This is a genomic window from Leifsonia sp. YAF41, from assembly GCF_052113185.1.
In the GTDB taxonomy this organism is placed as follows: domain Bacteria; phylum Actinomycetota; class Actinomycetes; order Actinomycetales; family Microbacteriaceae; genus Cryobacterium.
Genome location: NZ_JBFRCS010000003.1, coordinates 125380 through 138934, shown reverse-complemented (window position 1 = coordinate 138934; position 13555 = coordinate 125380). Strand labels below are relative to the sequence as shown.

At 62.2% G+C, this 13555-nt stretch carries 13 protein-coding genes; 4 read left to right on the top strand and 9 right to left on the bottom strand.

Annotated features, from left to right (window positions below; translation table 11 throughout):
• Positions 1–10 precede the first annotated feature (10 nt).
• Both AB4Y63_RS04120 and lnt read left to right on the top strand, forming a co-directional pair.
• A complete protein-coding gene (locus tag AB4Y63_RS04120) occupies positions 11–2458 on the top strand; it encodes a DEAD/DEAH box helicase (RefSeq protein ID WP_441789776.1) in 2448 nt (815 codons plus the stop codon).
• A gap of 9 nt (positions 2459–2467) precedes the next feature.
• Entirely contained in the window at positions 2468–4102 is a 1635-nt protein-coding gene (lnt, locus tag AB4Y63_RS04115; protein WP_441789775.1) for an apolipoprotein N-acyltransferase, read from the top strand.
• 74 nt (positions 4103–4176) lie between these two features.
• On the opposite strand, the gene AB4Y63_RS04110 is transcribed toward lnt, so the two are convergent.
• The 4 genes from AB4Y63_RS04110 to AB4Y63_RS04095 all read right to left on the bottom strand — a co-directional run bounded on the left by AB4Y63_RS04110 (position 4177) and on the right by AB4Y63_RS04095 (position 6851).
• A complete protein-coding gene (locus tag AB4Y63_RS04110) occupies positions 4177–4542 on the bottom strand; it encodes an RNA polymerase-binding protein RbpA (RefSeq protein ID WP_441789774.1) in 366 nt (121 codons plus the stop codon).
• An 89-nt stretch (positions 4543–4631) separates the two neighbouring features.
• Entirely contained in the window at positions 4632–5333 is a 702-nt protein-coding gene (locus AB4Y63_RS04105) for a glycerophosphodiester phosphodiesterase family protein (RefSeq protein ID WP_441789773.1), read from the bottom strand.
• Between the two features lie 76 nt (positions 5334–5409).
• Complete coding sequence (locus AB4Y63_RS04100; protein WP_441789772.1) at positions 5410–6381, bottom strand: SPFH domain-containing protein; 972 nt, start codon at positions 6379–6381, stop codon at positions 5410–5412.
• Positions 6378–6851, bottom strand: coding sequence for an NfeD family protein (locus AB4Y63_RS04095; RefSeq protein ID WP_441789771.1), 474 nt, complete (start codon positions 6849–6851; stop codon positions 6378–6380). The genes AB4Y63_RS04100 and AB4Y63_RS04095 overlap by 4 nt, the downstream gene beginning before the upstream one ends.
• A gap of 115 nt (positions 6852–6966) precedes the next feature.
• On the opposite strand from AB4Y63_RS04095, the gene AB4Y63_RS04090 reads away from it, so the two are divergent.
• Positions 6967–7728 (top strand): SDR family oxidoreductase, encoded by a 762-nt coding sequence (locus AB4Y63_RS04090; protein ID WP_441789770.1) that lies wholly within the window; start codon positions 6967–6969, stop codon positions 7726–7728.
• Positions 7729–7792: 64 nt separating this feature from the next.
• Here the strand turns inward: AB4Y63_RS04090 and AB4Y63_RS04085 are convergent, their stop codons facing one another.
• Positions 7793–8392 (bottom strand): HdeD family acid-resistance protein, encoded by a 600-nt coding sequence (locus AB4Y63_RS04085; RefSeq protein WP_441789769.1) that lies wholly within the window; start codon positions 8390–8392, stop codon positions 7793–7795.
• A gap of 617 nt (positions 8393–9009) precedes the next feature.
• The gene (locus AB4Y63_RS04080; protein WP_441789768.1) at positions 9010–9750 is read right to left on the bottom strand and encodes a phosphatase PAP2 family protein; all 741 of its coding nucleotides are present in this window, start codon (positions 9748–9750) and stop codon (positions 9010–9012) included.
• A gap of 236 nt (positions 9751–9986) precedes the next feature.
• Between AB4Y63_RS04080 and AB4Y63_RS04075 the strand changes: the two genes are divergently transcribed.
• Positions 9987–10799 carry a DUF1206 domain-containing protein gene (locus AB4Y63_RS04075; RefSeq protein WP_441789767.1) on the top strand — a complete coding sequence of 271 codons (813 nt, stop codon included), beginning with the start codon at positions 9987–9989 and terminating at the stop codon, positions 10797–10799.
• A gap of 29 nt (positions 10800–10828) precedes the next feature.
• On the opposite strand, the gene AB4Y63_RS04070 is transcribed toward AB4Y63_RS04075, so the two are convergent.
• The 3 genes from AB4Y63_RS04070 to AB4Y63_RS04060 are packed head-to-tail and all read right to left on the bottom strand — an operon-like array spanning position 10829 to position 13441.
• Positions 10829–11536: a phosphatase PAP2 family protein gene (locus tag AB4Y63_RS04070; RefSeq protein WP_441789766.1), complete on the bottom strand. Its 708-nt coding sequence runs from the start codon at positions 11534–11536 to the stop codon at positions 10829–10831.
• 43 nt (positions 11537–11579) lie between these two features.
• Complete coding sequence (locus tag AB4Y63_RS04065) at positions 11580–12578, bottom strand: diacylglycerol/lipid kinase family protein (RefSeq protein ID WP_441789765.1); 999 nt, start codon at positions 12576–12578, stop codon at positions 11580–11582.
• A complete protein-coding gene (locus AB4Y63_RS04060) occupies positions 12578–13441 on the bottom strand; it encodes a PPK2 family polyphosphate kinase (protein WP_441789764.1) in 864 nt (287 codons plus the stop codon). Before AB4Y63_RS04060 ends, AB4Y63_RS04065 begins: the two co-directional genes overlap by 1 nt.
• Positions 13442–13555: the final 114 nt, after the last annotated feature.

Sequence of the window (13555 nt, the reverse complement as noted above, 5' to 3'; positions counted from 1 at the left end):
GCCCGCAGACGTGACAGACACACTCTCCCCAGCCGAACGATTCGCCGCAGCACGCACCCGCGCCGGACATCCCCAAGTCGAAGCATTCCGAGCCGGACTCAACTTCGGTCTTGACCCGTTCCAGATTGCTGCCTGTACCTCGATCGAAGACGGCAACAGCGTGCTGGTCGCGGCGCCCACCGGCGCCGGGAAGACCATCGTCGCCGAGTTCGCCGTGTTCCTCTCGATGGCGACTCCCTCGGCCAAGGTCTTTTACACGGCGCCGATGAAGGCGCTGAGCAACCAGAAATTTCAGGAGTTCGTCGCCCAGTACGGCGCCGACGAAGTGGGCTTGCTGACCGGCGACACCAATGTGAACCCGCACGCGCGCATCGTGGTGATGACCACCGAGGTTCTGCGCAACATGCTCTACGCCGACTCCGATCTGCTGACCAACCTGGCCTTCGTCATCATGGACGAGGTGCACTATCTGGCCGACCGGTTCCGCGGGGCCGTGTGGGAAGAAGTGATCATCCACCTCCCGCAGTCGGTACGCATGGTGTCGCTGAGCGCCACCGTGTCGAACGCCGAAGAATTCGGTGACTGGCTGCAGGCTGTGCGCGGTGAGACCGACGTGATCGTTTCGGAGGAGCGGCCCGTTCCTCTCGAGCAGCACGTTCTGGTCAAGAGCAAAATGCTCGACCTCTTCGATTCGTCGGGCAAAGCAGCGACACACCGGGTGAACCCGGAACTCGTGCAGCTGACTCGCGGAGGCGGAGGAGGCGCATCCTCCCGTTTCAGCAACAACCGGCGACGCAACGATCGCGGCGGCCGTTATCACGAACGGATGCAGCCAGAGCTCGGCCGGATGGACCGCTCCGAGATCGTGCGGATGCTCGACGGCAAGCACCTGCTGCCGGCGATCTTCTTCATTTTCAGCCGGGTCGGCTGTGATCAGGCGGTCCGCCAGGTGCTGCGCGCCGGCGTGCGTCTGACCGACGAGCAGGAACGTGATGAGATCCGCGCGATCGTCGATGACCGGTGCCGCACCCTGCTCGACGAGGATCTGGCCGTGCTCGGCTACTGGGAATGGCTCGACGGGCTCGAGCGCGGTGTCGCCGCGCACCATGCCGGCATGCTGCCCGCGTTCAAGGAAGTTGTCGAAGAGCTTTTTCAGAAGAAGCTGGTCAAGGCTGTCTTCGCGACCGAAACTCTCGCCCTCGGCATCAACATGCCGGCGCGCACCGTCGTGCTCGACAAGCTCGAAAAGTTCAACGGCGAAGCTCGGGTTCCGATCACGCCGGGGGAGTACACGCAGCTGACCGGCCGTGCCGGACGCCGGGGTATCGACGCGCTCGGCCACTCGGTGATCCAGTGGCAGCAGGGGCTCGACCCGCAAGCTGTCGCCTCATTGGCGTCCCGGCGCACCTACCCACTTAACTCAAGTTTCAAACCGACCTACAACATGGCGGTGAACCTGATCAATCAGTTCGGCCGCACGCGCACCCGCCAGGTGCTCGAGTCGTCGTTTGCTCAGTTCCAAGCCGACCGAGCCGTTGTGGATCTCGCGCGCACCGTTCGACAACAAGATGAGTCGCTGGCCGGATTCGCCGAGGCGATGACCTGCCACCTCGGCGATTTCACCGAGTATTCGGGCATCCGTCGCCGGTTGAGCGACCTGGAGCGTGAGAACGAGCGCAGCGATCAGACCAAGCGCGGCGAACGCGAGCTGCGCCAACGCGAGCTGCAAAGCCTGCGTAAGCGCATGAAGGCGCATCCCTGCCACCAATGCCCCGAACGAGAACAGCACGCGCGGTGGGCCGAACGCTACTGGAAGCTCAAACGGCAGAACGACGCCCTGGGCAAGCAGATTGCCTCCCGCACCGGTGCCATCGCCCGCATCTTCGACCGGGTCACCGATGTGCTCCTCGGGTTCGATTACCTCGTCGCCGATCCGTCGGGCCAGCTCACGCTAAGCGAGAGCGGTCTGATCCTGCGTCGCATCTATGCGGAGCGCGACTTGCTGGTCGCCGAGTCACTACGCCGCGGTCTCTGGAACCACCTCGACGCCGCCGGCCTGGCAGCCATGGCGTGCGCGCTCGTCTTCGAGCCGCGCCGCGACGAGGGCCTGATCGACGCTCGTTACCTGCCGAAGGGCACGTTTCGACCCGCGTTGGATGAGACCCAAGAGCTCTGGAGCCGCCTCGACGACCTGGAGCGTGACAACCACCTGCCCGGCAGCAACCCCTTGGCCGTCGGCCTCAGCTTGGCGATGTGGCGGTGGGCGCGCGGCGACTCGCTCGTCAACGTACTCGAAGAGGCAGAGATGGCAGCCGGTGACTTCGTGCGCTGGGCCAAGCAAACCATCGACTTGCTCGACCAGCTCTCGGTTGTCGCAGACGGCCACGTGGGGCGCACCGCCCGGGTTGCAATGGACTCGATACGTCGCGGCATCGTGGCCTACTCGTCGGTTGGCTAGGCTGAAATGGTGACAGTGGCAACAACCGAACCGCTTGCGGCGCCGGTCGCGAAGAAGGCTCCGGCCGCGCTGCCGGCCACAGAACAACTTCGCCTCCCACTCTGGGCGGCCCTCCTCACCGCGGTCGGTGCTGGTGCTGTTCTCGACGCGGCGTTCCCCGATCTCAACCTCTGGTTTCTGGCCCCGGTCGCCGTGGCCCTGATGCTCGTCGCTCTGATCGGCCGGGGGCCGTGGACCGGGCTTCTCGTCGGCCTGACGGCCGGGTTCTCGTTCTGGGCCATCCACATCAGTTGGTTGACGCTCTACCTCGGACCGGTCCCGTGGCTGGCCTTGGCCGTGCTCGAGGCGATCTTCTTCGGCATCGGACTCGCCTTGATCGCCGTCGTCCTGCGCTGGGGTCCGCGCGTCTGGCCGACCCCGCTTGGCCGGGTCGGCATGGTGCCGATTGTCGTCGCGGGCCTCTGGACGGCCCGCGAAGCGCTGGCCGCCGTCTGGCCGTACGGCGGCTTCGCCTGGGGCAGGGTGGCGATCTCGCAGTCCGAAAGTCCGTTCGGTCCGCTTGTCGCCTGGGTCGGCATGTCAGGGCTCAGCTTCCTGATCGTGTGGCTGAGCGCCCTCGCGATTCAGCTGATCCGGGAGCCTGATCTCCGGGTGGCGCCCCGCTGGGGGATCGCCGTCGCATCCGTCGCCTTGCTCATTGTTTTTCCGGCCTGGCCGACAATCCAGTCGGGAACCACTCGTCTGGCAGCGGTGCAGGGCGGGGCCGACGCCGGGCTGTTCGCTCAGCATGCGCCGGGTCAGATTCTGAACGACCACGCCTCCGCGACATTGCCGTTGGTCGGCGAGAGCGTCGATTTCGTCGTCTGGCCGGAGAACGCGAGCGATGTCGACCCGACGAGATCCGCGGATGCCGCGCGCATCATGGACTACATCAGCACGGCGATGGATGCCCCCGTCGTCACCGGCACAATCACCCATCGGGACGGGCTCTACTACAACTCGTCGCTGCTCTGGAAGGCCGACGAGGGCGCCGTGCAGATTTACGACAAGGTGCACCCGGTTCCGTTCGCCGAGTACATGCCGAATCGAGCGTTCTGGCGCCCGTTTGCTCCCGAGCTGATCGACCTGATTTCCCGCGACTACACGATCGGCACCCAGAGCAACGTCTTCGACATCAACGGCCTACTCGCCGGAATCGCGATCTGCTTCGACATCGCCGACGATCAGCTCGTTCACGAGATGATCGACAAGAAGGCAGAGATCATTCTGGCGCAGACCAACAATGCCGATTTCGGCACGACCGACGAGAGCGTGCAGCAACTCGCTATCGCGCGCATCCGGGCGATTGAAGCCGGGCGGACGGTCGTCAACATCTCGACCGTCGGCACCAGCGCAATCATCACCCCGGACGGGTCGACCCTCGACTCGCTTCCCACCTGGGTGCCAGGCGCAATGGTTCAGACGGTTCCACTCAGCGACACGGTGACCCCGGCCATGGCCGCAGGGCGGGGGATTGAATGGCTTGTTTCGGGCCTCGGCCTCGCCGGATTCGCGTTCTGCGCCGTGGGTGCGGTTCAGTCCGGCACGGTTCAGTCCGGCGCCGTTCATCGAGACGGCCGGAAACGGAAGAAGCCACGCAGTTAAGCGTGGCTTCGGCCGGTCCGTACAATTCGAGCGTGTGAAATCGCCACGCCCGGATGCTGGTGGGTCACTTCACGTTATGCGCCGATCTTCTGCTGTCCGCGACGTGCGCGCAAGAACGTGAGGCGCTCTTCGAGCAGTTCCTCAAGCTCGGGCAGGGTGCGACGCTCAAGCAGCATGTCCCACGGGGTGCGGGGAATCTTCTCATCTGAGTGGTCGACGACAACGGGCTTCGAATCAACGAGGCGGGTTGCCACCTGGGAACAGTGCTTGCACTCCCACTCGTCAGGTGCGTCGGCTTCAGCCGAAAAAATCAACACCGTTTCGCGTCCGCACGCGGCACACAGGTAAGTGTGACTAACTCGTGGAGAAAAGGTGACTCCCTCTTCAGTCTGAAGGCTTTGTGCGCCCAATCTCATTCCACGCAAACTGCGATCCGCCATCGTGTGGTCTCCTCTCGCGATGCATTCACAGTTGTAAACCATGAAGCTGGGCGTTATCTTTCCGTGACCCGCCTTCTGAGAGGAAACTCTCAGTCTCGCCGGGCCAGCACCCCCAAGGCGACATCGCACCGGTCAGTCATAATGCCGTCAATACCCATATCGAGTAGACGATTCATGGCCGATTCTTCGTTGACCGTCCAGACGTGCACCTCGACACCCGTCGCGTGCATGAGACGCACGAATCGGGGTGTGACAATTCTCAGAAACTTCACGCTCTCCGGAACCTGCACAGCGTGAATGCCAGTCATACTCCGCCGCACTTGCGCCGTCAACCCAAACTTTGCGGCCGACACCACCTGACGCAGAATTGCCGCAGAAGCAGACGTTGCGACACCCGGAAGCAGGCTCAGAGCGCGCAGCCGTCGTTCCTCAGAGAAAGACCCGATTAACACTCGATCCGTAGCTTTCGCCTTCTGCACAGCACGCGCAGTCGGCTCGGCCGCACCGAGGGCTTTGATGTCGAGATTGAACCGTGCTTGCGGAAACGCGTCGAGGGCTTCACCGAGCGAACAGAATGTCTGTCCGAATCCGAGGTCGACTCGGCGCAATTCCGCCATGGTCAGTTGGTCGACCCGAACGGAACGGCCGGCCAGCCGTAATAGATCGGCATCGTGACTGATCACTGCAATGCCGTCCTGGCTCACGTGAAGGTCGGTCTCGAGGTAGCCCACTCCGGTCGAGAGCGCGTTGAGAAACGCCAACAGTGTGTTTTCCGGCGCGTTGACGGCCAATCCGCGATGCGCGAAAATGCGGGGTGTTGCCGGGGAGAAGAATGAAAGCGCGGTGATGCGTGGTACCTGTTTCTTATTACGACGCCGGGGGAGTGGGGGCGGCGGGGGAGGCGGTCGGAGTTGCGGCAGTCGGGACGGGGGTGCCGGCCGGGCCCTGCGGAGCGAATGCGCGACCGATACCCTTCATGGCCTCGGTCAGTTCGCTGGGCACGATCCACAGCTTGTTGGCGCTGCCCTCGGCGAGCTTGGGAAGGGTCAGCAGGTATTGATAGGCGAGCAGCTTCGGGTCAGGGTCGCCGTCGTGAATCGCCTTGAACACGGTCGTGATGGCCTCGGCCTCACCCTGTGCACGCAGCACCGCCGCCTTGGCGTCACCCTCGGCGGAGAGGATGGCAGCCTGTCGCGCGCCCTCCGCGGTGAGAATCGCGGACTGCTTCGTGCCCTCCGCCGTCAGGATGAGTGCACGACGGTCACGCTCTGCCCGCATCTGCTTCTCCATCGAATCCTGGATGGAGTGAGGCGGGTCAATGGCCTTCAGCTCGACCCGGCCGACACGAATTCCCCATTTGCCCGTTGCTTCGTCGAGAACCACACGCAGCTGGCCGTTGATGTTGTCTCGGCTGGTCAGGGCCTCTTCGAGGTTCAGCCCGCCGACGACGTTACGCAGTGTCGTCGTCGTGAGTTGTTCGACCGCGCCGAGGTAGTTGGCGATCTCGTAGGTCGCGGCGCGCGCATCCGTCACCTGGAAGTAGACGACCGTGTCGATCGACACCACCAGGTTGTCTTCGGTGATCACCGGCTGCGGCGGGAACGACACGACTTGCTCGCGCATATCGATCAACGGCCGAAGCCGGTCCACGAACGGGATGAGCAGGTTCAGGCCGGGCATCAAGGTCTTGTGATAGCGGCCGAGCCGTTCGACGACGCCCGCGCTGGCCTGGGGGATGATGCGAATCGCTTTGAACAACGTGACGATCAGGAAGGCGACGAGCGCCACGATCACAATCACCACGAAGATCTGCAGGATGAGGAGGTTGGTGCCGATCATGGAGTGTTCCCTTCAGAAGGCACCACAACTGCGGTGGCTCCGTCGATTGCCGTGACGCTCACAATTTCGCCCGGCTGCAGGTCGCGCGGGGGAACATCGGGGGAGAGCCTCGCGGTCCAGGTTTCCCCGTTATCCAAACGCACCTGCCCGCCGTTCATACCGACTGAGCGGACGACGCGTCCGCCGAGACCCATGAGGGCGTCGACATTGGTCTTGCTCGGGTCACCGCCGCGCTTGAGCGCTCGAAGCAGCGGCGGACGAATGCCAAGCAGAAGCACGAGTGACAGCGCAACGGCGAGAATCAGCTGCAACCACCAAGGGGCGCCGAGGAGTCCGGACACCAGCCCACCCAGGCTTCCCAGGGCCATCATGAGGAAGGTGAGTTCGAGTGTGACCATTTCGATTGTCACGAAGATGAGGATGAGCACAAGCCAGACAATCCAGCCGTAGTCAGCGAGGAAGATGTCCATTTGAGCCCCCTTCTTTGTTGGGTACATCTTCGAAACTAGCAGGTGGACCACGGGGACTGACCGTCAACTTGGTAGTGTCGTTCTGTTGAACTTGAACTATTTCTGAGGAGTACATGTGACCAATCCACTTGCAGCCGGAACACTCGAGGGCAAGCGTGTACTCGTCACGGGATCGTCCCGGGGGATCGGCGCCGACACGGTGGGCTACTTCGCCGAAGCCGGCGCGAAGGTTGTCATCAATTTCCGCAACAAGGAGGCTCGTGCCACGAAGCTCGCAGACGCGATTCGTGCGGCCGGCGGCACCGCGCTCACCGTGGGTGCTGACCTGACTGACGCGGATTCGGTCGCGGCCATGTTCGAAACGATCCGTGCTGAATTCGGTGGTCTCGACATCCTCGTAATGAATGCCTCAGGCGGTATGGAAAGCGGCATGGCTGCCGACTACGCGATGCAACTGAACCGAGACGCTCAGGTCAACCTGCTGAAGACTGCTTTGCCGGTGCTGGCCGACGGCGCACGCGTCGTTTTCGTCACCAGTCACCAGGCGCACTTCATCGAGACCACCGAGACGATGCCGGAGTACGAGCCCGTCGCGCGCAGCAAGCGTGCGGGGGAGGACGCCCTCCGTGCCCTCATCCCGGAGCTCGACGAAAAGGGAATCGGCTTTGTCGTCGTCTCAGGCGACATGATCGAGGGAACGATCACGGCGACACTGCTCGAGCGCGCCAACCCGGGTGCGATCAGCGCCCGCAAGGACTCAGCGGGGCGCCTCTACAACGTCAGCGAGTTCGCGGCCGAGATTGCGTCGGCCGCTGTTGAACCGGTTCCGGCCAACAACACGCGCTACGTCGGCGACATCTCAGACTTCGGAGCGTAAAACTTCACCAACAGAAGAGGCGTCGCGCTCCGGGGGAGTGCGACGCCTCTCTTGTTGATGCAATCTACGGCAGCGTTGCAGAGATCTGCTTCGCCGCACGACCGAATGTGAAGGCCTGTACGAGCTGAATCAGACCCGATGCGATCAGGAAGATCCCACCGATGATCACCAGCACACTGAGCGACTGCAGGGGAACGAGCAGCACGATGATGCCGGCGATAATGCTGATCGCAGCGAACAGCGTGCCAAACCAGCGGCTGGAGTCAGACGCCGTCTCGACGAGTGCGGCGACGCCTTCGATGATCCACGAGATACCAACGAGCATGCCGAGCACGACGAGCGAATCGAGTGGGTTTCGGATCGTGATGATGCCGGCGATGATCAGCAACAAGCCCAGCAGGATGGCCAGAATCCTCAGCCCGCCGCTCATTCCCGTGGCGAAGAGGCCGCGAGTCACGCGCACGATTCCGGCGATCAAGAAATAGAGACCGAACAGAATGGCAATCACGGAGAGGGTGGACTCCGGCCAGACGAGCACAACGATTCCGAGCCCAACTGCGACCAGGCCGCTGATGCCGATGGCGACGCGAATTCCCGTGACTTCGGACTTGCTCAGCCGTGTTGGGTCGATCGTGAGATCGAACACAGTGACGCCTTGTGACATTCTGTTCCCCTCAATGGACGCCGCGACTAGTCCGTACGGGAACGGTGTCGAGCGAAGGTAATAGTTCAGGCCCAACTTACTGCGCGAGGGTGCGCGGTCGCGATGTTCTTCCGGCAATTCGCAACCTGGGCCGTCGCTGCCTGCGTGCAGCCGAGATCACTTGACATAATATGCACATTCGGTTCAGGCGAGCTGCCTCGCCCAGGAGTCCAGTGGGCCAACGAAGCTGCATCGTGAAATGGCTCAGCACGAACCAGCGGCCAATGCGTCGGTCACCAGTGCAGCCGCGTTGTGCGTGATTTTCACAACACAGTCTGTTTGCAAAACAGTGCAAAATACACGGCCGTCGGCGCACGGCGTCACAGGAAGCATCCTGACGCCGAACCAGCAGAAAACCGGAAGAACAAGCCGCTTTCCGTGGCATATCGAATGTGTCCGATAATGCACATTATGTCAGGTCGAAAAGATAGAAAGTGCAAACCGTGCAGATTGTTGAAAGTTGGAGAACGGTCCCCCGAATCGTCTTTTCCTGACAGGAATGCATTTGTCTCTGATCTCGGCCACACTGGCGACGCGAATCTGAAGCAGGCCGGCGAGAAAGTCAAGGACAGATCGTGCTACCAGTGGAATTCTTTCGTTCGATTCTGCACGTATCGTTCTCCTCTGGATTGCCTCACGGCATCCACGGCGATGACGAGTCCAAGCACCGCCACCGACAGCCCCAGAGCCGCTACAACATCGGTAAACCAGTGGTAGCCCAGATACAGACGAGAAAAATCGACCAACAAGATGCCAACGACAGCGGTGAGCGCGCACAGCACGATGCGCGTCACCGACCACATCCGTGAACAGATGAGATATCCCCCGACCAGGAGGAAGTCGCCCACTCCAACGGCATGGCCCGACGGAAAAGACGGGGTGGGGTCGAACCCCAGCAACATCAGATCTCCGGGCGGCCGAGGGCGGCCGACGAGGTGCGTGATCAGGAACGTGAGCAGCACACCCAGGATCATTGCGCTCGCAAGGAGAACCGGACGCCAGAGGCGTCGGGATTTCAACGCCCAGATGAGTGCTGTAACGAGAACAATGATCGGCATGCCGACCGGGCCCGAGACTGTGGCGATCACCGCTGTGACGGAGGTGAGAACCGGAGTCCGGTGCTCGACCAGCCACGTCAGAATTGGCCGGTCGGCTCGGGCCAGACCGAACTCTCCAGACACCGAGGCCAGCATGAGAAGAAACCATCCCGTTCCCACGGCGACGAGCAGGCCTGCGGCAATGACAAGTCCGACTTTCAGGTGGGCCGGCCCGCCGACTGCGCCGGCCGGGTTGCCATCGAGTGCGCGAGCGGGAGGCATATCGCTACTCCACGGTTCCCAAAACTGGCCAATGGAACTGCACTTTGCTCATCTGCATCCTTTCCTCAATCGCGTCTCAGTTGAGAAGAACGTACTGCTCCTACACGTCGGTGCCTACCGTTGGTCGTCGACACGGTGCTGCTGACGCCCCGGTCGGGTGAACTTGGGCGGAGCGTTGCGGTCAAGGCGCGACAACTCATCCTGTGAATGTGGCGGTGCGGGGCTACGCTGTGCACATGTCAGATGGAGTCGTGGCCAAGGCCGCGCGCACCGCGAAGCGCAGTACGACACTCCGATTTCTGGCACGTATGGGCTACGTAGTTAATGGCCTGCTGCATGGCGTCATCGGTGCAATAGCCTTCAGCCTCGCCATCGGCGCGGGAGGCGGTGAAGCCGACCAATCCGGCGCCCTTTCTAAACTCGCGGAGGCGCCTGGCGGTGCCGCGCTGTTGTGGATCATCGTGGTTGGCTTGGTCGCTCTCGGGCTGTGGCAAATCATTCAAATCTTCGTCATTGTCGGTCCAGACCCGAAACGCAAGTGGGCCCACCGCATCCGTGACTTCGGAAAGGCCGTTGCGTACCTTGCCCTCGCAGCCATCACATTCATCTTTGCCAGTGGCGGATCGACGAACTCCGCCACCTCCACACGAGATTTCAGCGCCACGCTGATTGCGGCACCCGGCGGCGTCATCCTACTGATCCTGGTCGGCCTCGCTGTGGGAGGGATCGGCGGATACTTCGTGTTCAAAGGTGCGACCAAGAGGTTCACAGACGACATCGTCGTTCCGTCGGGAACTGCCGGCGGGATCGTCGTTACGTTGGGCGTGCTGGGCTACGTTGCGAAAGGGGTCGCCCTCTGCATGGTCGGAATACTCTTCGTGATCGCGGCTGCTACCTTCAACCCCAGCGAAGCTACCGGACTTGATGGGGCACTGAAATCACTTGTCGCGCTGCCATATGGCGCCCTGATCCTGGCGGTCATTGGCATCGGACTCATCGCATATGCGGTGTATTGCTGTGCACGGGCGCGCCTGGCCCGCCTGTCCTGACCGCGGGATCGACTTTCAGAACTGCTCGTTCATTCCCGGCGCGGATGCCGGAGCTTCGCGGGATGCGGCGGTGCGAGTTCATGTTCACCGTCGAGTTTCGCGGCAAGCGGCGCCCAGACGACGATCGCGACACCAATCCCCAGGAGCAACGCGCCGATCGTGTCGCTCAGCCAATGCGCACCGAGGTAGGTGCGGCTGAACATCATCACGACCGTGTACAACACACCGGCTGCCCCTACCCAGAAGCGTGGGAAAAGGATAAAGAGAACCGCGGCCATGGTCGCTGCGTTCGCGACGTGACCAGACGGGAATGATCCGTAATCGACGGTCACAAGAATGTCTTCTGGCCGCGCCCTGCCAAACAGATGCTTGAGAAGTTGCACGGCGCCCCCGGTCACCAGAGTGGCCACGAGGTAGTACCCGGCTGCCCAGGGACGTTTCACGAGCAAGAGGGCGGCGAGGATGAGCACCGGCACGATGAGGATTGCGGCCAGGCCGCCACCGAGGAAATTCATTGCGAGCGAGAGGGCGTCCCAGACGGGCGCGCGATGCTCGATGACATCCTGCATCCACCTGGTGTCGATCGAGAACGGCAATCCGTTGTTGCGGAGCACGATCAGTGCGCCCAAAGCAAAGGTGAGCACCAGCGCGGCGATGCCGCTCACCAGCGGCCAGAGGCGTGTGATGCGTTTCGCAGGTGGCTTGGCTGCTACCTCGGGGGTCCGACGGATGCCCATGGAGCAATGGTAAATCGCCAGTGGCCGATTGTTGTTTGATGGCTCAATCCTCAGCCGCCAGACGCACCGTCAGCGCTCCCGGTTCGATCCAGGTCTTCAGTGCTTGTGCTGTGCCGAAGCTGTCGCCGTCCAGCTCGATGTCATGGGCCCGCGTGAGGCGGACCGTCAGCTCACTCCCTGTGGCGTAGTGGAGCGCTCTAATTCTCTTCGTCCTGCCGGCCAGTGCGCGCCCGGTTTCCGTGCGGCGGAGTACCCCGTTCTCCCAGATGATCTTGACGGCGATCTGCAACCAACCCATGAAGCCTTCAGGGCGCAGAAGGACAAGTTCGAACATGCCGTCGTCGACGGCCGCATCGGGAAGGAGAACGATGTCAGCGGGGAGAGAACCGCAGTTGCCGACGATGAGGGTGTGCACGCGGGCCGAGCGAGTTCGCCCTTTGTCGAGGCTGTAGCGCAGGTGAAGTTGTTCTTTATCGCGCACGGCTGCAAGGAGAGCACTGACGTAGGCGAGCCAGCCGATCTTCTTCTTGAGGTCGTCGTCGGTGTGCACGAGCATTTTCGCATCGAGGCCGAGGCCGGCCATGACAACATACGCGTGTCGAGTTGTTGACTGGTCCTCGCCCTGAATATCGATGAGGGCGAGATCGATATTGTGGTCGTGACCGGTGAACGCGATGTGGATTGAGCCTTCCAGGTCATCGAGAGTGAGGCTGAGATTGCGAGCCAAAAGGTTTCCCGTCCCGGACGGAAGCAACGCGAGCGACGCAGCGCTGTCATACACCGCCTCGGCAACGGCGCGAACGGTCCCATCTCCCCCGGCCGCGATGACCATGTCTGCACCGGCTGCGAGTGCTTTTTTGGTTGCCCCCTGGCCGGCGTCCTCCTCGCTGGTTTCGAACCAAAGTGTCGGTCCCCATCCGCCGTCTCTTTCTTCAACAGTCACCGCGGCTTTGACGGCCGCCAGATCGACCTTGATCGGGTTGTAGACGACGGCGGCCACACGGGACGCTGCTGCATCAGGAAATGAACGAGTGGAGGCCATCAGGTGGTCGCGGCCAGACGGAGCTTCTCGGCGGGAATGTCGAACTCTGCCGCTGGCCAGGACAGGACCATGCTATTCAGCGCGTTAGTAAGGAGGTGTTGCACAGCCAGGCGCGCATACCATTTCCTATCGGCGGGAACAACGAACCAGGGCGCCGCAGCAGTAGAGGTGCGCTCCAGCGCTACCTGGTATGCCTCCTGGTAACCCGACCAGCGAGCCCGCTCGTCAACGTCGACGGTGTGGTATTTCCAGTACTTGTCGGGGCGGTCCAGACGCTCGGCGAGGCGCGACTTTTGCTCGGCCGAGCTGATCTGCAGCATGACCTTGATCACGGTGGTGTCATCGTCGACAAGCTCCTGCTCGAACTTGTTGATCAGGTCGTAGCGTTTCTCGATTTCCGCTGCCGGGACGAGTTCATGAACACGTGCGATAAGCACGTCCTCGTAATGGGAGCGGTCGAACACTCCGATCATGCCGGCCTCGGGCAGACGTTTGCGGATACGCCAGAGGAAGTCGTGGCGGAGTTCCGCCCTAGTGGGTGCTTTGAAGGCGAAGTGGCTGATCCCCTGTGGGTCGACGGCGCCAACGACGTGTCGAACGATCCCGCCTTTTCCCGCCGTGTCCATGGCTTGCAACACGAGGAGCACCTTGCGGTTGTCCCCGCATTTGCTGTTCGCGAAAAGCATCTCCTGTAGATGAGAGAGGATGACGGCGCCTTCCGCTCCTGCGGCGGCGGAGTCCTTCTTCCGTCCGTTGAAGCCCGGAGTCGAGCCCGTCTCGACGTGTGCCAGTGTGAATCCTGGCGTCACACGCAACGCGCTGAACAGGTCTTCGGTCCAGAATGCTCTGATGTCCTTACCCATGATGCACCTTTCGCAGGGTGCTTATTCTCCACCGGCACCGCTCTCGGCACCAGCGTCGAGTGGATGGTTCGAACTGGTTGCGTGATCTGCGTGTCGTGATGGTGGCGCCACCCT